The organism is Vibrio sp. OPT41, assembly GCF_015163595.1.
In the GTDB taxonomy this organism is placed as follows: Bacteria; Pseudomonadota; Gammaproteobacteria; order Enterobacterales; family Vibrionaceae; genus Vibrio; species Vibrio alginolyticus.
The window spans coordinates 164442-189842 of the sequence record NZ_JADDYH010000074.1 but is presented as its reverse complement, the minus strand read 5'-3'; the positions used below and the strand labels follow the sequence as shown (position 1 = coordinate 189842).

Sequence of the window (25401 nt, the reverse complement as noted above, 5' to 3'; positions counted from 1 at the left end):
CGCTATCGGAGATTTACATGAACAATACCGACCATCCTCCCAGTCGTTGGGTGAGTAAGATTAAGGGAGCGAAATAACCCGCTTCGGTATTGGCGATCTCCGCCTTACCTAAGTGGTGAGGCATCTTTTCTAATTTTTTTCTCGTTATTTCCTTCATACATTCTGAATAGACAGTGCATTCGCATTGGTTTTCTCTGTGCATCTTATTTGTTGTCTGACTTTTAGCGTGCAAGAGTGGCTTTTCATGCTTTGTCGATGGTCGTTACCAATGCCAATCGGGAGATTCGCCATGACGGTAATGAACAACACTTTTATTGAAACAACACCAAACTTTTCTGAAGTAGAAATTGGTGCAGCTCGCAATGCATTCTTGCAGTACGAGCAAGAGCAACAAGTCCATTTGCTTACGGTTATGCCGATTGATGAGGCTGTAGGTATTTTACAGCATTGCTCTGTCGGCTATGTGAATAGTCTTATTGCTCAACTTGAGCAAGCAGGCCATGACAAACGCGCACGTCATTATGCTCACCAATTAGGTCTGCATATGTCTGAAGTTGATACACCTGATGGTTATTTATCGACTAGTGTTTTGGGGCACGTGAAGCAGCGTATTGGGTGGATCATTGCACTGGCTCTTTTAGGGATAGTGTCAGGCTTGATCATTGCTCAGTATGAGGACACCCTTAGTCAGCTTGTTTTACTTGCAGTGTACATGCCAGTGATTGCAGCTGCTGGTGGTAACACAGGAACACAAGCAGCAACTTTAGTGATTCGTGCTCTTGCTACTGGAGAGTTAAAAAAACGCCAATGGTTAGAAGTTTTGTGGAAAGAGAGCCGAGTCGCTCTATTTATTGCGCTAGCGATCGCTATCGTGATGATTGGACGCATTATGTTATTTAGTGCAGGACAATCAACAGGAGGCTTTGAACTGACCGATATCGCACTGGCAATAGCAGTTGCGCTGTTCATTCAAGTCACCATTTCTACAACATTGGGCGGGCTGTTGCCAATTATTGCACGAGCTTGCAAGTTGGACCCAGCCGTATTGGTGAGTCCAGTTCTTGCGTCTATCGTCGATATTTCAGGAATGTGGATTTACTTTAACGTGGTGAACTATTTCTTAGGTATTGCCTGACTAAAGTTCACAATGTCATTGTAAAAAAGCTGCTCAAAATGTGTAATCGGGGCGATGACAGGTGTGTTGTCGTCCCGTTTTTCTGGGAAGTAGTCTGAAACAAACTGAACAAAAATGGTGTTAGGTTGACCATTTTTATCCAAGCCATATCCAGCCATATTGTAAGTCCCGTAGATAGAGCCACTTTTCGCTATCAGCTGTCCTTTAATTGGAAGTTTTCGCATACTTTGTCGGTACTTTAATGTGCCGGATTCACCTGATTTCGGCATGATGGCAATCAATTTGAGTTCGTTTTCATGCTTCCAAATATAGCGCAGCATTTCAGCCATCTTGGTCGCGGAGATCCGGTTATTTCGCGAAAGTCCTGAGCCGTCTTCTAGGCGCGCATTACGAATATCAATACCAGTGTTGGCGAAAATGATCTGCTTGATCGCTTCTGTACCGTTAGTAAAACTGCCTGGCTGAACGAAAAATTTAGCACCAAGTGTTTTAGTTAATGTGTCGGCAATCAAGTTGTCAGAGTTTTTGAGCATATCTTCAAGAATGTCTGGTAAGGCCTTTGATTGATGCATTGCGATGAGCTTTCGCTGCTTTTCTGGCGCCGTACCGACCCTAATCTTTCCTGATACCCCAATGTTGAGCTCCTTGAGCAAAGTCGCCAACCTTTGACTGGTGTAACGCTCAGGGTCTTGAACCGCAAATTTCAGTGGCAATGGTTTGTCTCTTTCAACCAAGCACCCTGTTAGCTTGTAGTTGTTATCGGGATTTGCAACTAAACCTAAGTCACAATGACGACTTTTCTTAATGGTTTTAGAAACTGTTTCTACGGTACTTGTGACACGAATAGGTTGATGCTCTGGTACGTAGACCCGCGTTCCACCATCTTTTTGTGTATAGATAGAGGCTTGTACACAGTTGTTATTGAGTGTGATGGTCGATGCCGGAGCGCTGTAGCAAACTCCCAAGATATCCCACGGCCAGCCCACCGCACGGTTATAACCAGTGAATGCGCTGTTATCGAGCCATAGGTCACCGTTAATCCGTTTTAAGCCATTTTTCTTAGCTAGAGTGAGAAGTGATTTTAAGTCGTTGGTTTGGAGTGTTGGGTCGCCGACAAAGTAAATCACTGCATCTGAGTTCGACGTTTCCAGCTTGGTTCGAAACCGGAAATTATCACCCAGTTCTAGCTTTGCGGCTAATGCGGTGACGATTTTTAATGTACTCGCTGGTGGGAACAGTTGTTCGGTAGGATGAACACCGTCAAGCTCAGCATTTTCACTGAGTTTCTCCGCAACTAAACTGATGCGGGCGCCTTCAGGCAACACCTCTTGATGAGGGTACGCTTGTGAAAAAGCAGAAAGTAATGAAGAGAATATGAGCAAGAGCCAACGTAAACACATAATGATACTTTCTAAGGTGAGTTATGTGATTGAGTATACGCAAGTCCTTTCAATATGCTAGGTAACTAAAGAAATGCTTCAAATGTCTTCATGAATGAGACACGAGAGAAAGGCGCGCTGCTTAAAATGAAGTATAAAAAATGCCCGCTTAAAGCGGGCATTCGATATTCTAGTCAAAGACCGGAATTAGAAGTCGTAACGTAGACCTAGAGCTAGCTCGTCTTCAGCATCGATCTTAGTTGCAACTGTTTTGCTAGTGTCAGTTGAACCAAACTTGTCACCTGCATCAATCAGGTTGAAGTTGTAAGAAATGTAACCACGGAAGTTAGGCTTGAAGTAGTAAGAAGCATCAACAGCGAAGTTGTTTGCAGAAGTTTCGTTGTTAGTTTCTGCATTGTTGTATGATGTTGTAAATACTGTTTGGCCTAGAGTGTAAGCACCCGCTAGCTCGTAACCAGTGTAATCAACTGTGTTACTGTTGTTTGAATCTTCCATTTTCTCGCCGTCAGTGAATACACCAGCGAAGTAAAGATCAGACATTGTGTAAGATGCAGCTAGCATGTACTCGTTAGCTTTGTCTTGATCTGCGTAACCAGCACCTAGCTCAAGACCAGTGTCAGCTAGAGCGTAGATTGCAGATAGAGAGTAACCGTCTTGTTTGTTGTCGTAGTACTCACCAGTGTTTTTGTTTTCCATACGATCAGCGAAGCGGTAGCTTGCTTTTACGCTTAGGTTTTCAAACTGGCCTTTGTAAGCCATCATGTTGTCTGTACGGTCTGATACAGCTAGTTTGTCTGCTGCAGAGTTACCGTGGTAAGCCATGATATCTGTGAAGTCAGTGATAACGCCTAGTGCACCTTCAGTTTTACCGTATGCGAACTCACCGTAAGCACCGCCAAGACCAGCGTAAGCAAGACGAGTTTCTAGATCGCTCTTGTCGTCGCCGTCTACAGTACCGTTTTGAGCAGTCTCAAACTCACCTTCCCAGAAACCAACACCGTATAGGTTGTCATTGATTTCTTGTTTACCAAGGAAGTTTAGACGGATGCGAGATTTGTCTTGAGCGTCGCCATCTTTCATAGATAGACGTGCTTCAGCACGGCCGCCCATTTCTAGAGAAGTACCGTCTTGGTTGTAAAGTTCAGCTGCGTTTACGCCAGTTGCCATAGCTGCTGCAGATACAGAAAGAGCAATTAGAGTCTTTTTCATCTTATTTGTCCTAGTTAGCTGTCCATAATCATTGTTGTATGGGGGAGAGGTGATCTCTCACAAGTTGTTGGTCCAAAATTGGCTAATTGAGCGATATAGTTCGCACTTGTAAGCCATTGATCTAACAACTCGCTGGACATGTTTTACTGCTAAAGTTTCCGTATGAGTTAGTAAAATGATATAAATCCCACTGATGAACACTGTTCAATTATGCGTTGTTTTTATTTAAATTACTGTTTTTGATTGAAATTATTGGCAATGACATTGGCCTGACATTGATTAGTTTTTATCTTTTTTGAGGTTTTTGGTGTAATGAACAGTGTTGTTTTTCAATAAATTGAGAAGGTGATTCGCCCTAGAACCGCTCTAAAAGTGAGTTATATCATTATGCCGAAAAGGCATAGTCTTGCTGTCTTTCGAATTAAGATGATTTCGTCCGGGAGTTTGTTTACACTAAACGAAATACATCTTTAAGCGCACTACCCAGTCCTATGACAGGGTGGGCTTTTTTTGTCCAAAGACCCATTTGGGCTTGAGGTTATAAAATGGAAAAAGTTCCAATGACACTACGTGGCGAGCAAAAGCTACGTGCAGAACTCGATCGTCTACTTAAACTACGTCCTCAGATCTCAGAGGCAATTGCTGAAGCTCGTGAGCTAGGTGATTTAAAAGAGAATGCTGAATATCACGCCGCTCGTGAAGAGCAGGGCATTTGTGAAGCACAAATCCGTGACATTGAATACAAACTGTCAGTTGCTCAAGTTATTGATGTAACGAAGATGGAGAACACGGGTAAAGTTATTTTTGGTTCAACCGTAACCTTGATTGATATCGACACCGAAGAAGAAAAAACGTACCAAATCGTTGGTGATGACGAAGCCGATATCAAAGCAGGTCGCATTTCAGTGAGCTCACCTATTGCTCGTGGCCTGATTGGTAAGATGGAAGGCGATGAAGTTGCTATTCAAACTCCGGGTGGCGCGAAAGACTTCGAAATTGACCGAGTAGAATATATCTAAGTCGTTTGGAGTAGCATTACTACTCTGATAAAACGCAAAAAGGTCGCCTCAGGCGACCTTTTTTCTTCAGCAACGTAAGTAGAGTTACTTACGAGGGATTTCGATTTTACGCTCTTCAGACTGGCGGTATAGCACAAGCACTTTACCAATAGTCTGAACTTTTTCAGCGCCCGTCTCACGTACGATAGCGTCGATGATTAGCTGTTTTGTTTCACGATCTTCCGAAGCAACTTTTACTTTGATAAGTTCGTGATGGTTAAGAGCGATTTCAATTTCTGCTAGCACGGCTTCTGTAAGTCCATTTGCGCCCATTAGCACAACAGGTTTTAAACTGTGAGCTAGGCCTTTAAGGTGCTGCTTTTGTTTGGTGCTTAGGTTCATTACGCGGCCAATTTTCTTTAAAATAAGGGTTGAAAAAAGCTATTTTAACGCCATCTATTGCTGAAGACTATAATTTATTGAGTAATAGGTAGCGCCTATTAAAACAATAGCTCCAATTTGTGCCTTGTTGGGATTAAAATGAGTAAACAAAAACATTCGGCTAGTTCTGGTCGTTGGTTGAAAGAACACTTTGATGATAAATACGCGAATGAAGCCCGAAAAAAAGGCTACCGCTCACGTGCTTATTTCAAGATCGATGAGATTCAAACGAAAGATAAATTGTTAAAGCCTGGAATGACAGTCGTCGACTTGGGGGCCGCGCCGGGCGGATGGTCTCAATATGCTGCTAAGATAGTAGGGGACAGTGGTCAGATCATTGCGTGTGACTTGCTTCCTATGGACCCGATTGCTGGCGTTAGCTTTTTACAAGGCGACTTTCGTGATGATGCGGTATTGGAAGCTTTGCTAGAAAGGATCCAACCTTCCATGGTAGACGTAGTAATGTCTGATATGGCGCCTAACATCGCGGGAAACAATTCTGTTGATCAACCTCGCGCTATGTATTTAGTTGAATTAGCTTTAGATATGTGTCGACAAGTTCTAGCGCCTAATGGTAGCTTTGTCGTAAAGGTTTTCCAAGGGGAAGGCTTCGATCAGTATGTGAAAGAAGTCCGAGACATGTTTAAAGCCGTAAAAATTAGAAAACCAGACTCATCGCGAGCTCGCTCTCGAGAGGTCTTCGTCGTAGCCACTGGTTACAAAGGTTAACCATTTTGCTCTCTTGAGAGCGTGTTAACACTATAGCTACAGTTAATGAACTGTAGTACCCTACCTTTAATTACAATTAGTTATCGAGAGGCTTACACCTTGAGTGACATGGCAAAAAATTTAATTCTGTGGCTTGTTATCGCCGTCGTATTGATGTCGGTATTCCAGAGCTTTGGCCCTGGAGAAAGCAATGGCAGAACCGTGGATTACACCACGTTTGTACAGGAAGTTGGCCAAGGCCAGATTCAAGAAGCAACTTTTAAAGACGGTGAAATTAGCTTTGTTCGTCGTGGCGGCGGTGCCAAAATGGTCACTTACATGCCAGTGTATGACCAAAAGCTTCTAGATGACCTAATTAACCAAAACGTGAAAGTACAAGGCACGCCTCCAGAAGAGCAAAGCTTGCTTGGTACTATCTTCATCTCTTGGTTCCCAATGATCTTACTAATTGGTGTATGGATTTTCTTCATGCGTCAAATGCAAGGCGGCGGTGGTAAAGGCGCCATGTCTTTTGGTAAGAGCAAAGCTCGAATGATGAGCGAAGAACAAATCAAGACAACTTTTGCTGACGTTGCTGGCTGTGACGAAGCAAAAGAAGACGTGAAAGAGCTGGTGGACTACCTACGCGATCCAAGCCGCTTCCAAAAACTGGGCGGTAAGATTCCAACGGGTGTTCTAATGGTTGGTCCTCCTGGTACGGGTAAAACGCTTCTAGCGAAAGCCATTGCCGGTGAGGCGAAAGTACCATTCTTTACTATCTCTGGTTCTGATTTCGTAGAAATGTTCGTTGGTGTTGGTGCATCTCGTGTGCGTGACATGTTTGAACAAGCAAAGAAAGCTGCACCTTGTATCATCTTTATCGATGAGATCGATGCGGTAGGTCGTCAACGTGGCGCAGGTGTTGGTGGTGGTCATGATGAACGTGAACAAACACTAAACCAAATGCTCGTTGAGATGGATGGTTTCGAAGGTAACGAAGGTATTATCGTTATCGCTGCGACTAACCGTCCGGACGTGCTAGACCCTGCGCTACTGCGTCCTGGTCGTTTTGACCGTCAAGTGGTAGTTGGTCTTCCAGATGTACGTGGCCGTGAACAGATCCTAAAAGTTCACATGCGTAAGGTCCCTCTAGCGGGTGATGTAGAGCCTTCTCTCATCGCACGTGGTACTCCAGGCTTCTCTGGTGCTGACCTAGCAAACTTAGTTAACGAAGCAGCCCTGTTTGCTGCGCGCGGTAACAAGCGCAACGTTTCTATGGTTGAGTTTGAACTGGCGAAAGACAAAATCATGATGGGTGCTGAGCGCCGTTCAATGGTGATGTCTGAGGAAGTGAAAGAGTCAACCGCATACCACGAAGCGGGTCACGCGATTGTTGGTCGCTTGGTTCCTGAACACGATCCAGTGTACAAAGTGTCTATCATTCCACGTGGTCGTGCGTTGGGTGTAACAATGTACCTTCCAGAGCAGGACCGCGTGAGTATGTCTCGCCAACACCTAGAATCAATGATTTCTAGCTTGTACGGTGGTCGTTTAGCAGAAGAACTTATCTACGGTGCTGACAAAGTATCAACCGGTGCTTCTAATGATATCGAGCGCGCAACAGATATTGCTCGTAAGATGGTTACTCAATGGGGTTTCTCTGAAAAGCTTGGCCCTCTGCTGTATGCAGAAGATGAAGGCGAAGTGTTCTTAGGGCGTAGTGTAACTCAGACTAAACATGTGTCTGACGATACAGCGAAGTTGATTGATGACGAAGTTCGTCAGATCATTGACCGCAACTACGATCGTGCGAAGAAGATTCTTCAAGAGAACATGGATATCATGCATGCGATGAAAGATGCGCTGATGAAGTATGAAACCATTGATGCTCGCCAGATTGATGACTTAATGGAGCGCAAAGCTGAAATTCGTGAGCCTGCGGGCTGGAGTGATAACTCAGCAAGCAAACCAGAAGACAGCGACAAGCCTCAAGCAAAGCAAGAAGTTAAAGAAGAAGCAACGGAGACTGCGAAAGATGCAGAACAGCCTAGCTCTTCTGAAACAACTTCTAACGAAGCGCCTGAAAAGAAAGACTCTGAATAAAGAGTATCGATAATATTAAACCCCGAGTTATCTCGGGGTTTTTGTGTTTATGATGATGATTACAGCAAATAACAAATCTTTGGACCTTTCGCGTCCACATGTCATGGCCATTCTAAATGTGACACCGGATTCCTTTTCGGATGGCGGTAAATACAACTCAATTGAACTTGCTCTTGCTCAAGTTGATAAAATGATAAAGGCTGGTGTAAGTATTGTTGATGTTGGTGGTGAATCAACAAGACCTGGTGCACCGGATGTGTCTTTGGAAGAAGAGCTTAGGCGTGTTGTCCCAGTAATCAAAGCCATTCGTGAAAAATATGATGTATGGATTTCCGTTGACACCAGTAAAGCAGAAGTGATGCGTCAAGCAATTGATGCTGGGGCTGATTTGATCAATGACATCCGTTCGCTGCAAGAGCCAGGTGCTCTGGAAGTCGCAGCAGAAGCAAGCCTTCCAATTTGTCTGATGCATATGAAAGGTCAGCCTAGGACCATGCAAGTTGACCCTCATTATGATGATTTAATGGGGGACGTGTCGGCTTTTCTAGAAGAACGTATCGCGGCGTGTGAAGCAGCAGGGATTGATAAATCTCAACTGATTCTCGATCCTGGGTTTGGCTTTGGCAAAACAATCGAACACAATTATCATATGCTTGCTCATCTTGAAAAGCTTCATGAATTCGGCCTGCCTATTTTGGCTGGCATGTCTCGTAAATCCATGATCTTCAAACTGTTAGACAAGCCAGCGGCAGAGTGTACGAACGCAAGTGTCGTTTGTGCTACGATTGCCGCGATGAAAGGCGCGCAGATCATTCGCGTGCATGACTTTGAAGAGACAATCGAAGCGATGAAAGTTGTTGAGATGACGAAAAACAATATTTAAAAATAATAAAGGAAAGTTTATGTCGAATGAAAGACGTTACTTTGGTACTGACGGTGTGCGCGGTAAAGTAGGACAATACCCAATCACTCCAGACTTCGTACTTAAGCTTGGCTGGGCTGCTGGTCGTGTACTAGCGAAACAAGGCACAAAGAAAGTTATCATAGGTAAAGATACACGCATTTCAGGTTATATGCTTGAATCTGCACTAGAGGCTGGCCTTGCAGCTGCGGGACTTAAAGCAACATTTACTGGTCCCATGCCAACTCCAGCTGTGGCATATTTAACTCAGACTTTCCGTGCCGAGGCTGGTATTGTGATTTCTGCATCACATAACCCATATTACGACAACGGCATTAAATTCTTTTCTTCTGAGGGTACTAAGCTACCTGACGATATCGAATTGGCGATCGAAGCTGAGTTAGATAAAGAAATTGAATGTGTGGAGTCGGCTGAGCTTGGTAAAGCAACCCGCCTAAATGATGCAGCTGGTCGTTACATCGAGTTCTGTAAGAGTACTTTCCCATCTGAGTTGAGCCTTGCGAACTTTAAGATCGTAGTAGACTGTGCGCACGGTGCAACGTACCACATCGCTCCAAATGTTTTCAAAGAACTTGGGGCAGAAGTTATCGCTATGGGCGTAGAGCCTAACGGCATCAACATTAATGAAAAAGTGGGCGCAACAGACGTACGAGCTCTTCAACAGCGTGTTGTTGAAGAGCAAGCGCATCTTGGTCTCGCATTTGATGGTGATGGTGACCGCATCATTATGGTCGACCACCTAGGTAACAAAGTTGATGGTGACCAAATTGCTTATATCATCGCTCGTGATGCACTTCGTCGTGGTGAGCTAAAGGGTGGTGTTGTTGGTACACTAATGACTAACTTGGGTATGGAAAATGGTTTAAAGCAGCTAGGCATTCCGTTTGTACGTGCTGCTGTTGGTGACCGTTATGTCATGGAGCAACTGCTAGAAAAAGGTTGGAAAATTGGTGCTGAAAACTCAGGCCATGTGATCTTATTAGATAAAGTCACAACCGGCGATGCGATTGTTGCTGCACTTCAAGTACTTGCTTCTGTAATTGGCAGCGATATGTCTTTATATGAACTATCGCAAGGAATGACATTATATCCTCAGGTTTTAGAAAATGTCCGTTTCTCAGGAGAAAGTAACCCTCTTGAAGCTACAGCTGTATTAAACGCTGTCGCTGAAGTAGAGGCGACACTTGGTGATAAAGGGCGTGTACTGCTGCGTAAGTCTGGCACTGAGCCTTTGATCCGCGTTATGGTGGAAGGCGAAGATGGTGAACTAGTTCAACACTCAGCATTGAAAATCGCTGAGGCTGTTAAAGCAAGTTGTTAATCATTGCGTTAAAGCATGTCTTGAATGAAAAGGGCATCTTTTGCCCTTTTTTTGAGCGCTTAACGCATTGGCATTGATTTTTTACTAATTTTCCCTTGTCAGCGTTACTGGCTTTCGCTAGTATTGCTCCGCCTCCCGTTAGGAGGTCGCTAGCCTTGTTCATTATGATTTGTTCTTTTGAACGGCGCTGGCTCAACAATTTGGAACATAGGTGGAAAAAATGTTTTCAGTTCTACTTGTGATTTACCTGTTGGCAGCGCTTGGTGTGATTGGCCTTGTGTTGATTCAACAAGGTAAAGGCGCAGATATGGGAGCCTCGTTCGGTGCTGGTGCTTCAAACACAGTGTTTGGTGCTGGCGGCTCAGGTAATTTCTTAACCCGAACAACTGCTATTTTAGCAACCGTATTCTTTATCGTTAGCTTGTTACTTGGTCGTATGTCTACGCACCAGACTGAATCACAATGGGTAGACCCAACGTTAGGTCAACCAGTTGTTGAACAAGTTAAGGATGCAGCGAGTGAAGTTCCTGCCCCTGCGGGTGATGAAATTCCTCAATAAGCTGTAAGGTTTTGATGCCGAGATGGTGAAATTGGTAGACACGCTAGCATGAGGTGCTAGTGCCTTAGGTGTGAGGGTTCGAGTCCCTCTCTCGGCACCATGTATTTACAAACTTGTAAATCACTTGTTTGCGAGTATAATGCTCAGCAAGTCGGACGCGGGGTGGAGCAGCTTGGTAGCTCGTCGGGCTCATAACCCGAAGGTCGTCGGTTCAAATCCGGCCCCCGCAACCAATCTCTTTCTTTAAAAGGAAATCGTAGATTGGCAAGTTTGCGTAGTGCTAACCACACTACGAGTTAAGAAAAGCAATTGTTGGCTATTCTTAACGTATCAGGGTCCAGCAGCATAAAACCCCGACTATCGGGGTTTTTTGTTATCTGAGCTTTTTGAAATAGCTCAGATACTGCTTGGTTTTTTGATTGGGCTCTGAGCCCTTTTTTTGTTTCTGGAGTGGTTAAATGACTGGTTTAGAAAGACAACTTACTGAAATGCTTGACGCGCCAGTAGCGGCATCAGGTTATGAGTTAGTTGGATTAGAATTCATTCGTGCAGGCGCGCACTCAACGTTACGTATCTACATTGACCATGAAAATGGTATTAACGTAGACGACTGTGCAGAAGTTAGCCACCAAGTTAGTGCAGTTTTAGACGTTGAAGATCCAATTTCTGTTGCTTACAGCCTAGAAGTGTCTTCTCCAGGTTTAGAAAGACCACTTTTTAAAGCAGCACATTACGAGCAATTTATTGGTCACGAGGTCAGCATCGTATTGAAAATGGCTGTAGCAAACCGTCGTAAGTGGAAAGGTATTATCCACGGTGTTGATGGCGAAACAGTGACAATTACTGTAGACGGTCAGCAAGAAGAGTTTGCTCTAAGTAACATTTCCAAAGCTAACCTGATCCCTAAATTTTAGTTCCCTAAAAAAGTTTAAGCTTAGAGGCTAAATATAATGAGTAAAGAAATTTTAGCGGTAGCAGAAGCGGTATCGAACGAAAAAGCGGTACCTCGTGAGCGTATCTTTGAGGCTCTTGAGATTGCTCTAGCAACTTCTACAAAGAAAAAATACGAAATCGAAATCGACGTACGTGTTGCCATTGACCGTAAAACCGGTGAGTTTGTCACTTACCGCCGTTGGTTAGTTGTTGATGACGTTGAGAACCCTACAAAAGAGATCTCACTAGAAGCAGCGCAATACGAAGATGACTCAATCGAGCTTGGCGACTACGTAGAAGACGAAATCGAATCAGTAACGTTTGACCGTATTACGACTCAAACTGCTAAGCAAGTTATCGTTCAAAAAGTTCGTGAAGCTGAGCGCGCACAAATCGTTGAACAGTTCATCGACAATGAAGGTGATCTAATCACTGGTGTCGTGAAAAAAGTAAACCGTGACACAATCGTGCTTGATCTTGGTAATAACGCTGAAGCGGTAATCCTGCGTGATGACCAACTTCCTCGTGAAAACTTCCGTCCAGGCGACCGCGTACGTGGCCTTCTTTACAAAGTCGCGCCTGAAGCACGTGGTTTCCAATTGTTCATCACTCGTTCTAAGCCAGAAATGTTGGCAGAACTGTTCCGTGTTGAAGTGCCTGAAATCGCAGAAGATATTATCGAGCTTAAAGGCGCAGCACGTGATCCTGGTTCTCGCGCTAAGATCGCTGTCAAAACAAATGACAAACGTATCGACCCTGTAGGTGCGTGTGTTGGTATGCGTGGTGCACGTGTACAAGCTGTTTCTGGCGAACTTGGTGGTGAGCGTATCGATATCGTTCTTTGGGATGATAACCCAGCTCAATTCGTTATCAACGCAATGGCGCCAGCTGATGTTGCTTCTATCATCGTTGATGAGGATGCACACTCAATGGACATCGCAGTTGAAGCTGACAACCTAGCGCAAGCTATCGGTCGTAACGGTCAAAACGTGCGTCTAGCATCTCAACTAACAGGTTGGGAACTGAATGTTATGACAGTTGCTGATCTTCAGAAGAAACACGCTGAAGAATCACAAGCATCTATTGAAAACTTCATGAAGTACCTAGATATTGAAGAAGACTTCGCTCAACTTCTTGTTGAAGAAGGTTTCTCAACGCTAGAAGAAATCGCATACGTGCCAGTTAACGAGCTACTAGAAATCGATGGTTTGAATGAAGAACTAATCGAAGAGCTTCGTGGACGTGCAAAAGATGCACTAACGACGATCGCACTAGCACAAGAAGAGTCTTTTGAAGGTCTAGAACCAGCTGAGGACCTACTTGCACTTGAAGGTCTTGAGCGTGAGATGGCATTTAAATTGGCAGCGAAAGGTGTAGCGACACTGGAAGATCTTGCTGACCAAGGTATTGACGATTTAGAAGGTATCGAAGGCCTGACCGAAGAACGTGCAGGTGAGCTAATTATGGCCGCACGTAACATCTGTTGGTTCGGCGAAGAAGCATAATTTTCGGCAAGGAGGAAGCGGCATGACACAATTAACAGTTAAAGCACTGAGTGATGAGATTGGTACGCCAGTCGACCGCTTGATTGAACAACTTGCTGACGCTGGCATTAAAAAGGCGAGCTCTGACAATGTTACTGATGAAGAGAAGCAGAAGCTTCTCTCTCATTTAAAGAAAGAACACGGTGATAAATCAGGTGATTCAGAGCCGACTCGCCTTACGCTTCAGCGTAAAACTCGTAGTACACTTAGTGTGAACGCGGGTGGTGGTAAGAGTAAGAATGTTCAGGTTGAGGTGCGCAAAAAACGTACATACGTGAAGCGCAGCACAATTGAAGATGAAGCGAAACGTGAAGCTGAAGAAGCAGCACAACGTGAAGCAGAAGAAGCAGCAAAACGTGCAGCAGAAGAAGCTGCAAAACGTGAAGCTGAAGAAGCTGCGAAACGTGAAGCTGAAGAAGCTGCAAAACGTGAAGCGGAAGAAAAAGCGAAACGTGAAGCTGAAGAAAAAGCGAAGCGAGACGTAGATACGAATGCACAACGTAATGCTGAAGAAAAAGCAAAGCGTGATGCTGAAGAGAAAATTAAGCAAGAAGCAGCGCGAAAAGAGGCCGACGAGCTTAAACGTCGTCAGGAAGAAGAAGCTAAGCGTAAGGCTGAAGAGGAAAGTCAGCGCAAGCTTGAAGAAGCTCGCGAATTGGCTGAAAAGAATAAAGAGCGTTGGTCTGCTGCAGAAGAGAAAAAGGGTGATATGGAAGATACAGATTACCATGTAACGACTTCACAATACGCACGTGAAGCCGAAGATGAAGCAGATCGCAAAGTAGAAGGCGGTCGTCGTAAGAAGAAAAAAGCAGCTTCGGGTAAAGACGACCAAGCTCGCGGTGGCCGTAACAACCAACGTGGCGGTAGAGGTCGTAAGGGCAAACTTGCTAAGCCGACTTCAATGCAGCACGGGTTTGATAAGTCAGCAACGGTTGCTAAGCAAGACGTTGTAATTGGCGAAACGATCGTTCTATCAGAACTTGCTAACAAGATGTCGGTTAAAGCGACAGAAGTTATCAAAGTAATGATGAAGATGGGCGCTATGGCGACTATCAACCAAGTGATCGACCAAGAAACAGCACAACTTGTTGCTGAAGAAATGGGCCATAAAGTAGTTCTTCGTAAAGAGAACGAACTGGAAGAAGCGGTACTATCTGACCGTGACACTAACGCGGAAGCAGTTCCACGTGCTCCAGTTGTTACTATCATGGGTCACGTTGACCACGGCAAAACGTCAACACTTGACTACATCCGTCGCACACACGTTGCTTCTGGCGAAGCGGGTGGTATTACTCAGCACATTGGTGCGTACCACGTTGAAACAGACAACGGCATGATCACGTTCCTTGATACTCCTGGACACGCAGCGTTTACTGCAATGCGTGCTCGTGGTGCTCAAGCGACAGATATCGTTGTTCTTGTAGTTGCAGCAGACGATGGTGTAATGCCACAAACAGTAGAAGCGATTCAGCACGCGAAAGCGGCAGGCGTTCCTCTAATTGTTGCTGTGAACAAGATCGATAAAGAAGACGCGAACCCAGATAACGTTAAGAACGAGCTTGCTCAATACGACGTTATTCCTGAAGAGTGGGGCGGTGAGAACATGTTCGTTCACATCTCTGCTAAACAGGGTACAAACATCGATGGTCTTCTAGAAGCTATCCTTCTTCAGTCTGAAGTTCTTGAACTTACAGCTGTAGCTGAAGGCATGGCATCTGGTGTTGTTGTTGAATCTCGCCTAGATAAAGGTCGTGGTCCAGTTGCAACAGTACTTGTTCAATCAGGTACACTAAACAAAGGCGACATCGTTCTTTGTGGTCAAGAATACGGCCGTGTTCGTGCAATGCGTGATGAGCTAGGTAAAGAAATTACTTCGGCTGGCCCATCTATCCCTGTAGAGATCCTAGGTCTTTCAGGTGTACCATCTTCAGGTGATGAAGCAACAGTAGTTCGTGACGAGCGTAAAGCGCGTGAAGTAGCTAACTACCGTGCTGGTAAGTTCCGTGAAGTGAAACTTGCTCGTCAGCAGAAATCTAAACTAGAGAACATGTTCTCTAACATGACTGCTGGTGAAGTTGCTGAACTTAACGTTGTACTTAAAGCAGACGTTCAAGGTTCTGTAGAAGCAATCGCTGACTCACTAGTTAAGCTATCTACTGACGAAGTTAAAGTGAACATCGTTGGTTCTGGTGTAGGTGGTATTACGGAAACTGACGTAGTACTAGCGGAAGCTTCAAACGCAATCATCCTTGGCTTTAACGTTCGTGCAGATGCTTCTGCTCGCCGTGCTGTTGAAGCCGCAGCTGTTGACTTACGTTACTACTCAATCATTTACCAATTGATTGATGAAGTGAAACAAGCAATGGGCGGTATGCTTGCTCCAGAATTCAAGCAAGAGATCATTGGTCTTGCTGAAGTTCGTGACGTGTTTAAGTCACCGAAACTGGGCGCTATCGCTGGTTGTATGGTTACAGAAGGTGTGATCAAGCGTAACAACCCAATCCGTGTACTACGTGATAACGTTGTTATTTACGAAGGTGAACTAGAGTCACTACGTCGTTTCAAAGATGACGTTCAAGAAGTTAAGAATGGCTACGAATGTGGTATCGGCGTTAAGAACTACAATGATGTTCGCGTTGGTGACCAAATCGAAGTCTTCGAAATCGTTGAAATTAAACGTACTCTAGACTAATTGACTAAAATTACTAATATTGTCTTTGAAAGATAAGTAGTAATTGGTTGTTGAATACACCATGGGGGGCTGGCTTTGACCAACCCCCCATTCTTTCTATATAAGAGTAAAGATATGTCAAAAGAATTTAGCCGCACGCAGCGCGTTGCACAGCAGCTGCAAAAAGAACTAGCGATGATCCTTCAACGTGAAGTTCGTGACTCTCGCCTTGGCATGGTGACGATCTCAGACGTAGAAGTCTCTCGTGACCTAGCTTACGCAAAAGTATTTGTGACCTTCCTGTGTGTGGGTGAGCAAACACCAGAATCATGTCTAGCAGCGCTACGTGAGCACGAAGTGCACATTCGCATGATGTTAGGTAAGCGTATTCGTCTACGTTTAACGCCAGAAATCCGCTTCCACTATGACAATACGCTGGTTGAAGGTATGCGTATGTCTAACCTAGTGTCTGAAGTCGTTAGTTCAGACAAACAAAAGCAAAAAGATTCTGGTCGTGAGGACGAAGAATAATGGCTCGTCGTCGTAAAGGTCGTCCAATTAATGGTGTTATACTGTTGGACAAACCAACAGGTATCTCTTCCAATGATGCACTGCAAAAAGTAAAGCGAATCTACTTTGCTGAGAAAGCAGGCCACACTGGAGCCTTGGACCCATTAGCGACAGGCATGCTTCCAATTTGCTTGGGTGAAGCGACAAAATTTTCTCAGTTTCTTCTTGATTCTGATAAACGCTACCGCGTGATCGCAAAGCTGGGTGAACGTACCAATACGTCTGACTCGGATGGTGAAGTTGTAGAGACGCGTCCAGTCGATGTTACGTTAGACAAGCTAGAAGCGTGCATCGATCAGTTCCGTGGTGAATCTGATCAAGTGCCTTCCATGTTCTCTGCGTTGAAGTATCAAGGTAAACCCTTGTATGAATACGCTCGTAAAGGCATCGAAGTTCCGCGTGAATCTCGTAAGATCACGGTATATGAGATTGTTCTTCACTGTTTTGAAGGCGATGAAGTAGAGATGGAAGTGCACTGCTCTAAAGGTACCTATATTCGTACTATCGTTGATGATCTGGGCGAAATGTTAGGTTGTGGTGCGCACGTAACTATGCTTCGTCGTACTGGTGTTGCTAAATACCCTTACGAGAATATGGTAACACTTGAGCAACTAAATGAGTTGCTAGAGCAAGCTCACCGCGAGGAACGAGCGCCTCGAGAGCTACTGGACCCACTTCTTTTGCCAATGGATACAGCGGTAGAAGACTTACCAGAAGTCAACTTGGTGCCTGAACTGGCGAATATGGTCCAACATGGGCAGCCCGTTCAAGTATTTGGTGCTCCGACTGAGGGCTCACTTCGCCTTACTATGGGTGAAGAACGCTTGTTTATTGGCGTTGGCGAAATGAACGAAGATGGCAAAATCGCTCCTAAGCGATTGGTCGTGTTCCGAGATGACGTTGCATCCAAGTAAATGATTGAAAATACCGACCTGAGTGTCGGTATTTTTATATTGCACGAGATAGGAAATTTCCCTATAATCCGCGCTTCGCGTAGCGGCTGAATCAGAGATTGGCTGCTACAACTTTAAACCTACTCTTATTAGGAGAGAATTATGTCTCTGAATGCAGAAACTAAAGCAGCAATCGTTGCAGAATACGCACAAGGCGAAGGCGACACTGGTTCACCAGAAGTTCAAGTAGCTCTACTTACAGCTTCTATCAACCACCTACAAGGTCACTTCAAAGCGCACAAAGGCGATCACCACAGCCGTCGTGGTCTTCTACGCATGGTTTCTCGTCGTCGTAAGCTTCTAGATTACCTAAAAGGTAAAAACCTAGCTCGCTACCAAGACCTAATCAAACGTCTAGGCCTACGTCGCTAATCAGCGACTGCATAGCAGTTTGTCTAAAAAGGGGCTTTATGCCCCTTTTTTGTTGCCTAAATTTAGCCAAATTAGACTTATGCCGTTATAATACTGGCGGCTAAACCTTGTAAGAGGTTTTCTCAAAAGCTCATAGCATTACAGTCAACCACGTCGACCAAAAGGTCGCGACTATTCAAAAGGAATTTCCGAGTTTCTTTTTACTAGTCGCGATTCGTAATGCCTTGAGTGTCAATTAACACATCTAAGATTTCTTTAAGCACTAAAGGAAGATTAGAAACAAGGAATAACAATGTTCGAAAAACCAGTTGTTAAAACGTTCCAGTACGGTAACCACACAGTTACTTTAGAAACTGGCGTTATTGCACGTCAAGCTACAGCAGCAGTTATGGTCACAATGGATGATACGTCTGTATTCGTATCTGTTGTAGGTAAAAAAGAAGCCGTTGCAGGTCAAGACTTCTTCCCACTAACGGTTAACTACCAAGAGCGTACTTACGCTGCGGGTAAAATTCCAGGCGGCTTCTTCAAACGTGAAGGTCGTCCTTCTGAAGGCGAAACGCTAACAGCTCGTCTAATCGACCGTCCAATCCGTCCGCTATTCCCAGACGCGTTTAAAAACGAAGTTCAGGTTATCGCGACAGTAATGTCTGTAAACCCAGATGTTCAGCCAGATATCGTTACAATGATCGGTACTTCTGCTGCTCTTGCTATCTCTGGCATTCCATTCAACGGCCCTATCGGTGCGGCGCGTGTTGGTCATATCGATGGTCAGCTTGTACTTAACCCTAGCCAAACTGAACTAGAAACTTCTAAGCTTGACCTTGTTGTTGCAGGTACAGAGTCAGCAGTACTGATGGTTGAGTCAGAAGCGGACAACCTAACTGAAGAAGAAATGCTAGCGGCGGTTGTTTATGGTCATGACCAACAACAAGTTGCTATTCAAGCTATCAACGAATTCAAAGCAGAAGTTGCAACTCCTGCTTGGGATTGGGTTGCTCCTGAAGAGAACACAGCGCTTAAAAATAAGATTGCTGATCTAGCAGAAGCTAAACTTGTTGAAGCTTACCAAATTACTGAGAAAATGGCTCGTTACGACCGCATCCATGAGATCGCTGCGGAAGTAAATGAAGTTCTTCTTGCTGAAGATCCTGAAGCAGACACAAAAGAAATCCACACTATCTTCCATGATCTAGAGAAGACAGTAGTACGTAGCCGTATTATTGCAGGTAACCCTCGTATCGATGGCCGTGAAAAAGACATGGTTCGTGCACTAGATGTACGTACTGGTGTTCTTCCTCGTACTCACGGTAGCGCGCTATTCACTCGTGGTGAAACTCAGGCGATCGTTACGGCAACGCTAGGTACTCAGCGTGATGCTCAAATCATCGATGAGCTAACTGGTGAGCGTAAAGATCACTTCCTACTGCACTACAACTTCCCTCCATACTGTGTAGGTGAAACTGGTTTTGTAGGTTCTCCTAAGCGTCGTGAAATCGGCCACGGTAAACTGGCGAAGCGTGGTATTGCTGCAGTAATGCCTTCTGTTGATGAGTTCCCATACACAGTACGTGTTGTATCGGAAATCACTGAATCTAACGGTTCATCTTCAATGGCTTCAGTATGTGGTACTTCTCTTGCGCTTATGGACGCAGGTGTACCAATCAAAGCATCTGTTGCTGGTATTGCAATGGGTCTTGTTAAAGAAGGTGACGATTTCGTTGTACTTTCTGACATCCTTGGCGATGAAGACCACCTAGGTGACATGGACTTTAAAGTAGCAGGTACTAACACTGGTATCACTGCACTTCAAATGGACATCAAGATCGAAGGCATCACTAAAGAAATCATGCAAATTGCGCTTAACCAAGCTCAAGGCGCACGTAAGCACATCCTATCTGTAATGGATGAAGCAATCTCTGGTGCTCGTGAAGACATCTCTGAATTTGCTCCGCGTATTCACACGATGAAGATCAGCGCTGAGAAGATCAAAGACGTTATCGGTAAAGGTGGTGCAGTTATCCGTGCTCTAACTGAAGAGACTGGTACAACTATCGAAATCGAAGACGACGGTACTATCAAGATTGCGGCAACTGAAGGCACTGCTGCGAAAGAAGCTATCCGCCGTATCGAAGAGATCACTGCTGAAGTTGAAGTGGGCCGTATCTACACAGGTAAAGTTGCACGTCTAGCAGACTTCGGTGCATTCGTAACGGTTCTTCCAGGCAAAGATGGTCTTGTACACATTTCTCAAATCGCAGAAAAACGCGTAGAGAAAGTGTCTGACTACCTAGCTGAAGGTCAAGAAGTTCAAGTTAAAGTTCTTGAAATCGACCGCCAAGGCCGTGTACGTCTAAGCATGAAAGAAGCGGTAGAAAAGCCAGCTGAAGAAGCTGCTGCTGAAGCACCAGCTGCTAAAGACGAGTAAGACAAAATGAGACTTTCAGCCTTTTATTAGATTAAGGGCCTGAAAGCATGTTATAAAAGGGGAGCATTTTCGCTCCCCTTTTTTGGTTTGTTTCGATGTATTAACCTCAAACGAGGTTATCGCCTATATTGCATTAAGAGAAATAAATCTTGAGCGGTCCAAACAGGAGTATCAATTAGTGAAATGGTTTCAAACCGCAATTTTATGTGTTGCTATCGCGCTGACCGGTTGTGCAAATACTTCTCAACAATCAGCACAAAAGTGGTTATATCCACCGATGGCGGTGCCACTTCAGCCTAGTGTTCAACAAGAAGTACAAATCGCGCGTCTCTCGCAGTTGCTACAACGTCCCGACCTTAGTGATGAAGTGCGCGCTAAAATGCATTATGAGCGCGGTAGCTACTACGACAGCGTTGGTTTACGTGATCTTGCCCGTTTGGACTTTAACCAGTCTTTGCAGTTGAATCCTGCTCAGCCGGACATCTTCAATCTTTTGGGAGTATACTTTACCCAAGTAGGAGAGTTTGATGCGGCATATGAAGCGTTTGACTCGACCATAGAGTTGGCTCCTGATAATACCTATGCTGAGCGCAACCGTGCGATTGCACTGTATTATGGTGGCCGAATCGATCTCGCTTTAGAAGATATGACCAAGCATTATCAAGAAATGCCAACGGATCCTTTTCGTTCATTATGGCTGTACATCATCGAAGCTGAGCAAAATCCAGAGCAAGCAAAAGCCAATCTTCAACAGCGTTATTTACGAGATCGTAGTGAAGAGTGGGGGTGGGTTCTTGTTGCTATCATGCTGCGAGACGTCTCGGACGAAGACGCGCTTAAAGCAATTATGGATGGAACGAGAGAGAACTATCGCCTAGCTGAACGATTGACGGAAACGTATTTCTACCTTGGAAAGCGTAATCAGCTTGAAGGTGATATCGCAAGTGCCATCTCACTTTATAAGCTCGCGATTTCGTTCAACGTTTACGATTATGTTGAGCATCGCTATTCTTTCTTGGAGTTGGCGCAAATTTACGATCAATTACAGCAAGATAGATTGGCCAAGTTAAAGGCTGCCAAGAAGCTGGAAATTGAATGATTTAGAGCCGCTCGATGAGAGCGGCTTTTTTTATGATTGAACTTGATGAGTGACTCATTTAAAATAGTTAGTCTTGCTAACTAAGTGGTGGTGGCTTTTATGGCATTAGAAGAAAGCTTGATTGATTTAGAGCGTTTTTGCGCCAAAGCTTGGCGTGTCTATGCCAAAGAAGATCCATTATCACATCTAAGCTTTAATGAGTTCGATTATTTACGTGTGATTCAGGTTTACCCTGAGGGTGTGCGAATAACCGATCTTGCAGAAGAGCTGCAAGTGACTAAGCCTTCCGCATCGACAATGGTTGTGCGTTTGGAAAAAAAGGGTTTGGTGAAACGCATCGCATGTAATGAGGATGCTCGTGCTAAGCGTGTGTTGCTTACGGAAGAAGTCGCAGAAAAAATGTCTTTGGAGCAGGTAGTGTACAAAGATATCTCTGACCAAATGATGCAACAATTAAATCAGCAAGAAGCTGAACAGTTACAAGCTTTATTGAATAAAGCATTGAGTAATAAGTCATTTTAAACTGAAGCAAAGGCCTCAGCTGTATGGTTTAGTTTTTGTTGTTTCATCTTTCTTTTATTTAATTTAACCATTTAGTTAGCCTTGCTAACTACTGGTGACAGTCATGCAAAACTCAATTTATAGACAGTTTTGGAAATATACGATTCCAACCGTCGCAGCAATGCTCGTAAACGGTTTGTATCAAATAGTTGATGGCATTTTTATTGGCCGTTATGTTGGCGCTGACGGATTAGCTGGGATCAATGTTGCGTGGCCTATTATCGGTTCGATCCTCGGTATAGGAATGATGATTGGGGTGGGGACTGGCGCGCTGACTTCGATCAAGCAAGGAGAGAACGATCATGAAGGCGCTAAGCGAATCCTAACGACCGGATTGACGTTGTTAGCGGCATTGATGCCGATCGTTGCTACAATATTGTTCTTGTTTTCGGATGAATTTATTCGCTGGCAAGGTGCGGAAGGGCGAGTGTTTGAACTTGCGCTGCAATATTTGCATATTCTGATTGTCGCGTGCGTATTCACGTTGGGTTCTATCGCAGTTCCGTTTTTATTACGCAATGACGACAGCCCGAACTTAGCAACGATTTTGATGGTCATCGGTGCCGTTATTAACATTGTATTAGACTACGTATTTATTGCTTGGTTGGAGTGGGAGTTAACCGGAGCCGCTATTGCCACTGCACTTGCACAATTAGTGGTCACTGTGCTCGGTATTGGTTACTTCTTTACTTCAAAAGCAACATTACGCCTTCGTATCCGCGACTTCAAAGTTCAGGTTGATGCTGCACCAAAGATTATCATGATAGGTACATCAAGTTTCTTTATGTACGCCTACGGCTCTGTGATGGTGGCACTGCACAACGCGTTATTTGCTCAATACGGAAGTGCAATGTTGATCGGAGCGTACGCCATTTTGGGGTACATCGTGACGGTTTACTATCTGATAGCAGAAGGAATTGCGAATGGTATGCAGCCTTTAGTGAGCTTCAACCACGGTGCACGTAATCAGGAGAACATCAGAAAGTTATTAAAGGTCGCGATGGGGACATCTGTGCTTGGTGGGGTGGCGTTCGTTGTTTTGATGAACCTTTTCCCGTACGAACTGGTTGCGGTGTTTAATAATGCTGACCAACAGTTGATTGATAGCACCGTGATCGGGATTCGTTTACACATGTTTGCGTTGTTCTTAGATGGTTTTTTAGTTGTGGCGGCCGCGTACTATCAATCAGTAAACAAAGGCAGCAAAGCTATGTTTGTAACACTAGGCAACATGCTGGTCCAGTTGCCATTCTTATTCATTATGCCGAAACTTTTCGACGTGACAGGTATTTGGTTAGCTTTCCCATTGTCTAACATTGCATTGAGTTTGGTCGTGATCAGTATGTTGTGGCGAGATGTGAAAAAGCTGCTTAATGAGAGTTCTGTCGAACCAAGGGTGCAAGCCTGCTAACAAAAGCTAACAGATAAAAGCGAGGCTAGGCCTCGCTTTTATCTTTAAGGATTAAATGGTTTTTACTTCTAAGCCCGCTAGTTGATGCCAATAGCCATTGCATTGGCGGCTTTCGAGCTTTTCAGGATTATCGCCGTATTCGTTTGAGCGAAAACGCTCTAACTCTGAAAAAGTGTCGATACCAAGAGGGCTTAACCGGACCACATCAACCAGCCCTTTCATAGTAGGTAAGTCATTGATGAGGTTGTAGCAATACCCTGACTGTGTTTGAATGCCGTTAAGGTTAAAGACTTCTTGCCCTTCTTGGCTTCTGACCTGGATACCCGTAGGGTATTTGATACAGCAGGTTTCGCAATCGTCTTTCGCTCGGTTTTCAGCTCGGGCTGTGAAACAGCGAGCGGAATACGCTAAAGGCAAATAACCGTGGCTAAATACCTCAACTTCAAACTTGTTACGAATACCAAGCTCGTCACACTGAACTAAAGTATCGTTTAACCATTCGCGAGATAGCTCGACAGGCATGCACCAACGCATCATACCTTGTTTCAAAAATAAGTTGAGCGTGTGTGCGTTATAAGTATTGATTGCAGGGCCAACGACGAAAGGCACTTTATGCTCTGATGCCAATTGAACAGCAGATACGTCATTTGCTTCAATCGCGAAGTCACCGTTGTCGATGTACTTCTTCATTATGTTTACTTCACTCGGAGCTTCTAGTAGTGCCATTGTTGATAGCACCACTTGCTTGCCAGATGCAGACAGCTCTTTTGCGATTTCAAGCCAATGCGAAGGCTTCATTTCTCGACGTTTTGAACATACGGTTTCCCCAAGATAGATGATGTCCGCGGAGCTTGATTTCGCTTGTTCATAAAACGCTTCGATATCTTGTTTTGGCCAGAAGTACAACAGCGTACCAAGCGCGTATTTCATTGAATTATCCATCTTAACCTCTACTGCCATTTGCGGTGATAAGCACCAAGTGTGGTCTGCGTACCTTCAGACACGTTTGCCAATGCGGCATCCCAAGCCGCTTCGACTTGATAAGCTTCTGGGTTTGCTTGGTAACGGTCAATCGCGGCTCGCCATGTTCGAGTGACTTGTTCTACGTAAGCTGGGCTACGTTGGCGACCTTCAATTTTTACAGACGCCACATTTGCAGCAAATAGTTCTGGCAGCATAGAGAGGGTGTTCAAACTGGTTGGTTCTTCCAGTGCGTGGTAGCGTTTTTTCTCGCCTTCGATTTCTGCTTCGAAACGACCTTTACACAAGGTAGGGTAGCCCGCATTTTCACCGGCGCTGTAGCGATCGATCAAAATGTCGTTAAGGCGGGATTCCAGACCATTTTCTGTTTCTTGCCAGCGAACGTACTTAGCTGGAGAGCATGCTCCCACAGTGTTTGGAGACTCGCCTGTCATATATGACGATAGGTAGCAGCGACCTTCAGACATGATGCAAAGGCTACCAAAAGCAAAGACTTCTAACTCGACATCGCTAGTGATGTTGCGTGAAAGCTGTTTGACCTGATGAATCGATAAAACGCGAGGTAATACTACCCGTTTTACGTTGAAGTTTTGTTTGTAAAAATCAATGGCTGCGACGTTGGTCGCTGATGCTTGCACTGAAAGGTGTAGTTCTAGATCGGGATATTTGCGAGCCGCGTACTCCAGCACTGCAATGTCTGCAACAATCAGCGCGTCTACACCCAGTGCCGCTGCATTGTCTACTGCGTTCGTCCAGCGCTCGAAGCCATTGGGATGAGCGAAGGTATTCAACGCGACATGAATTTTTTTATTGCGGTCATGAACGTATTGCACCGCTTTTTCTAACTTTTTGCCGTTAAAGTTGAGGCCAGCAAAGTGACGGGCGTTGGTATCATCTTTGAAACCAATGTAGACGGCATCGGCACCGCAATCAATCGCAGTTTTTAACGCAGGCAGGTTACCCGCGGGACACAAGAGTTCCATATGCTCACAATCATTGAGAATAAAAAGGTGTCCGCATTTTATGAAGAATTATGAATAGCGAAATTGACCTAAGTTAGGTTTAGCTCAATAAAGTCG

The 25401-nt window shown here is 44.7% G+C and carries 22 protein-coding genes and 2 tRNA genes; 19 read left to right on the top strand and 5 right to left on the bottom strand.

What is annotated here, in order from left to right:
* Positions 1-289 precede the first annotated feature (289 nt).
* On the top strand, positions 290-1135 hold the full coding sequence (locus IQP38_RS24745; protein ID WP_005380062.1) for a magnesium transporter: 846 nt from the start codon (positions 290-292) through the stop codon (positions 1133-1135).
* Here the strand turns inward: IQP38_RS24745 and dacB are convergent.
* Both dacB and IQP38_RS24735 read right to left on the bottom strand, forming a co-directional pair.
* A complete protein-coding gene (gene dacB, locus IQP38_RS24740) occupies positions 1114-2535 on the bottom strand; it encodes a serine-type D-Ala-D-Ala carboxypeptidase (protein ID WP_025768205.1) in 1422 nt (473 codons plus the stop codon). The two genes, IQP38_RS24745 and dacB, sit on opposite strands and share 22 nt — an antisense overlap.
* Positions 2536-2721: 186 nt before the next feature.
* Positions 2722-3744 carry a porin gene (locus IQP38_RS24735; RefSeq protein WP_005380064.1) on the bottom strand — a complete coding sequence of 341 codons (1023 nt, stop codon included), beginning with the start codon at positions 3742-3744 and terminating at the stop codon, positions 2722-2724.
* Between the two features lie 545 nt (positions 3745-4289).
* On the opposite strand from IQP38_RS24735, the gene greA reads away from it, so the two are divergent.
* Positions 4290-4763 carry a transcription elongation factor GreA gene (gene greA, locus IQP38_RS24730; protein WP_005380065.1) on the top strand — a complete coding sequence of 158 codons (474 nt, stop codon included), beginning with the start codon at positions 4290-4292 and terminating at the stop codon, positions 4761-4763.
* Between the two features lie 84 nt (positions 4764-4847).
* On the opposite strand, the gene yhbY is transcribed toward greA, so the two are convergent.
* Entirely contained in the window at positions 4848-5144 is a 297-nt protein-coding gene (gene yhbY, locus IQP38_RS24725; RefSeq protein WP_005380066.1) for a ribosome assembly RNA-binding protein YhbY, read from the bottom strand.
* A gap of 138 nt (positions 5145-5282) precedes the next feature.
* On the opposite strand from yhbY, the gene rlmE reads away from it, so the two are divergent.
* The 17 genes from rlmE (at position 5283) to IQP38_RS24640 (ending at position 23341) form a co-directional block, all read left to right on the top strand.
* Positions 5283-5912 carry a 23S rRNA (uridine(2552)-2'-O)-methyltransferase RlmE gene (gene rlmE / locus IQP38_RS24720; RefSeq protein ID WP_005388985.1) on the top strand — a complete coding sequence of 210 codons (630 nt, stop codon included), beginning with the start codon at positions 5283-5285 and terminating at the stop codon, positions 5910-5912.
* 108 nt (positions 5913-6020) lie between these two features.
* Complete coding sequence (gene ftsH, locus IQP38_RS24715) at positions 6021-7994, top strand: ATP-dependent zinc metalloprotease FtsH (protein WP_017635895.1); 1974 nt, start codon at positions 6021-6023, stop codon at positions 7992-7994.
* Positions 7995-8046: 52 nt separating this feature from the next.
* Positions 8047-8877 carry a dihydropteroate synthase gene (gene folP / locus IQP38_RS24710; RefSeq protein WP_017635894.1) on the top strand — a complete coding sequence of 277 codons (831 nt, stop codon included), beginning with the start codon at positions 8047-8049 and terminating at the stop codon, positions 8875-8877.
* Between the two features lie 19 nt (positions 8878-8896).
* Entirely contained in the window at positions 8897-10237 is a 1341-nt protein-coding gene (gene glmM, locus IQP38_RS24705; RefSeq protein WP_005388992.1) for a phosphoglucosamine mutase, read from the top strand.
* A 220-nt stretch (positions 10238-10457) separates the two neighbouring features.
* A complete protein-coding gene (secG, locus tag IQP38_RS24700; protein WP_005380080.1) occupies positions 10458-10796 on the top strand; it encodes a preprotein translocase subunit SecG in 339 nt (112 codons plus the stop codon).
* Positions 10797-10812: 16 nt separating this feature from the next.
* A tRNA-Leu gene (locus IQP38_RS24695) sits at positions 10813-10896 on the top strand.
* Positions 10897-10952: 56 nt separating this feature from the next.
* Positions 10953-11029 (top strand) — tRNA-Met (locus IQP38_RS24690).
* A 225-nt stretch (positions 11030-11254) separates the two neighbouring features.
* Positions 11255-11710, top strand: a complete 456-nt coding sequence (gene rimP / locus IQP38_RS24685; protein ID WP_005386424.1) for a ribosome maturation factor RimP — start codon at positions 11255-11257, stop codon at positions 11708-11710.
* Between the two features lie 36 nt (positions 11711-11746).
* A complete protein-coding gene (gene nusA, locus IQP38_RS24680) occupies positions 11747-13234 on the top strand; it encodes a transcription termination factor NusA (RefSeq protein ID WP_005380084.1) in 1488 nt (495 codons plus the stop codon).
* A gap of 22 nt (positions 13235-13256) precedes the next feature.
* The gene (gene infB / locus IQP38_RS24675) at positions 13257-15968 is read left to right on the top strand and encodes a translation initiation factor IF-2 (RefSeq protein WP_005380086.1); all 2712 of its coding nucleotides are present in this window, start codon (positions 13257-13259) and stop codon (positions 15966-15968) included.
* Between the two features lie 114 nt (positions 15969-16082).
* Positions 16083-16478, top strand: a complete 396-nt coding sequence (rbfA, locus tag IQP38_RS24670) for a 30S ribosome-binding factor RbfA (protein ID WP_005380087.1) — start codon at positions 16083-16085, stop codon at positions 16476-16478.
* Positions 16478-17431, top strand: coding sequence for a tRNA pseudouridine(55) synthase TruB (truB, locus tag IQP38_RS24665; protein ID WP_017635892.1), 954 nt, complete (start codon positions 16478-16480; stop codon positions 17429-17431). Before rbfA ends, truB begins: the two co-directional genes overlap by 1 nt.
* A 141-nt stretch (positions 17432-17572) precedes the next feature.
* The gene (gene rpsO / locus IQP38_RS24660; protein WP_005380094.1) at positions 17573-17842 is read left to right on the top strand and encodes a 30S ribosomal protein S15; all 270 of its coding nucleotides are present in this window, start codon (positions 17573-17575) and stop codon (positions 17840-17842) included.
* Between the two features lie 292 nt (positions 17843-18134).
* On the top strand, positions 18135-20270 hold the full coding sequence (pnp, locus tag IQP38_RS24655; protein ID WP_005380098.1) for a polyribonucleotide nucleotidyltransferase: 2136 nt from the start codon (positions 18135-18137) through the stop codon (positions 20268-20270).
* Positions 20271-20448: 178 nt separating this feature from the next.
* The gene (gene nlpI / locus IQP38_RS24650) at positions 20449-21369 is read left to right on the top strand and encodes a lipoprotein NlpI (RefSeq protein WP_005380101.1); all 921 of its coding nucleotides are present in this window, start codon (positions 20449-20451) and stop codon (positions 21367-21369) included.
* Positions 21370-21468: 99 nt separating this feature from the next.
* Positions 21469-21891 carry a MarR family winged helix-turn-helix transcriptional regulator gene (locus IQP38_RS24645; protein WP_005380103.1) on the top strand — a complete coding sequence of 141 codons (423 nt, stop codon included), beginning with the start codon at positions 21469-21471 and terminating at the stop codon, positions 21889-21891.
* Positions 21892-21994: 103 nt separating this feature from the next.
* The gene (locus IQP38_RS24640) at positions 21995-23341 is read left to right on the top strand and encodes an MATE family efflux transporter (RefSeq protein ID WP_193838117.1); all 1347 of its coding nucleotides are present in this window, start codon (positions 21995-21997) and stop codon (positions 23339-23341) included.
* 51 nt (positions 23342-23392) lie between these two features.
* Here IQP38_RS24640 and IQP38_RS24635 read toward each other — a convergent pair whose 3' ends face one another.
* Positions 23393-24271: a U32 family peptidase gene (locus IQP38_RS24635; protein ID WP_193838130.1), complete on the bottom strand. Its 879-nt coding sequence runs from the start codon at positions 24269-24271 to the stop codon at positions 23393-23395.
* A 20-nt stretch (positions 24272-24291) separates the two neighbouring features.
* Positions 24292-25305 carry a ubiquinone anaerobic biosynthesis protein UbiU gene (gene ubiU / locus IQP38_RS24630; protein ID WP_005386427.1) on the bottom strand — a complete coding sequence of 338 codons (1014 nt, stop codon included), beginning with the start codon at positions 25303-25305 and terminating at the stop codon, positions 24292-24294.
* Positions 25306-25401 lie beyond the last annotated feature (96 nt).

Coding starts and splice junctions, on each gene's coding strand:
- IQP38_RS24745 (WP_005380062.1), top strand. CDS start 290: ATGACGGTAATGAACAACACTTTTATTGAAACAACACCAAACTTTTCT.
- dacB (WP_025768205.1), bottom strand. CDS start 2,535: ATGTGTTTACGTTGGCTCTTGCTCATATTCTCTTCATTACTTTCTGCT.
- IQP38_RS24735 (WP_005380064.1), bottom strand. CDS start 3,744: ATGAAAAAGACTCTAATTGCTCTTTCTGTATCTGCAGCAGCTATGGCA.
- greA (WP_005380065.1), top strand. CDS start 4,290: ATGGAAAAAGTTCCAATGACACTACGTGGCGAGCAAAAGCTACGTGCA.
- yhbY (WP_005380066.1), bottom strand. CDS start 5,144: ATGAACCTAAGCACCAAACAAAAGCAGCACCTTAAAGGCCTAGCTCAC.
- rlmE (WP_005388985.1), top strand. CDS start 5,283: ATGAGTAAACAAAAACATTCGGCTAGTTCTGGTCGTTGGTTGAAAGAA.
- ftsH (WP_017635895.1), top strand. CDS start 6,021: ATGGCAAAAAATTTAATTCTGTGGCTTGTTATCGCCGTCGTATTGATG.
- folP (WP_017635894.1), top strand. CDS start 8,047: ATGATGATTACAGCAAATAACAAATCTTTGGACCTTTCGCGTCCACAT.
- glmM (WP_005388992.1), top strand. CDS start 8,897: ATGTCGAATGAAAGACGTTACTTTGGTACTGACGGTGTGCGCGGTAAA.
- secG (WP_005380080.1), top strand. CDS start 10,458: ATGTTTTCAGTTCTACTTGTGATTTACCTGTTGGCAGCGCTTGGTGTG.
- rimP (WP_005386424.1), top strand. CDS start 11,255: ATGACTGGTTTAGAAAGACAACTTACTGAAATGCTTGACGCGCCAGTA.
- nusA (WP_005380084.1), top strand. CDS start 11,747: ATGAGTAAAGAAATTTTAGCGGTAGCAGAAGCGGTATCGAACGAAAAA.
- infB (WP_005380086.1), top strand. CDS start 13,257: ATGACACAATTAACAGTTAAAGCACTGAGTGATGAGATTGGTACGCCA.
- rbfA (WP_005380087.1), top strand. CDS start 16,083: ATGTCAAAAGAATTTAGCCGCACGCAGCGCGTTGCACAGCAGCTGCAA.
- truB (WP_017635892.1), top strand. CDS start 16,478: ATGGCTCGTCGTCGTAAAGGTCGTCCAATTAATGGTGTTATACTGTTG.
- rpsO (WP_005380094.1), top strand. CDS start 17,573: ATGTCTCTGAATGCAGAAACTAAAGCAGCAATCGTTGCAGAATACGCA.
- pnp (WP_005380098.1), top strand. CDS start 18,135: ATGTTCGAAAAACCAGTTGTTAAAACGTTCCAGTACGGTAACCACACA.
- IQP38_RS24645 (WP_005380103.1), top strand. CDS start 21,469: ATGGCATTAGAAGAAAGCTTGATTGATTTAGAGCGTTTTTGCGCCAAA.
- IQP38_RS24640 (WP_193838117.1), top strand. CDS start 21,995: ATGCAAAACTCAATTTATAGACAGTTTTGGAAATATACGATTCCAACC.
- IQP38_RS24635 (WP_193838130.1), bottom strand. CDS start 24,271: ATGAAATACGCGCTTGGTACGCTGTTGTACTTCTGGCCAAAACAAGAT.
- ubiU (WP_005386427.1), bottom strand. CDS start 25,305: ATGGAACTCTTGTGTCCCGCGGGTAACCTGCCTGCGTTAAAAACTGCG.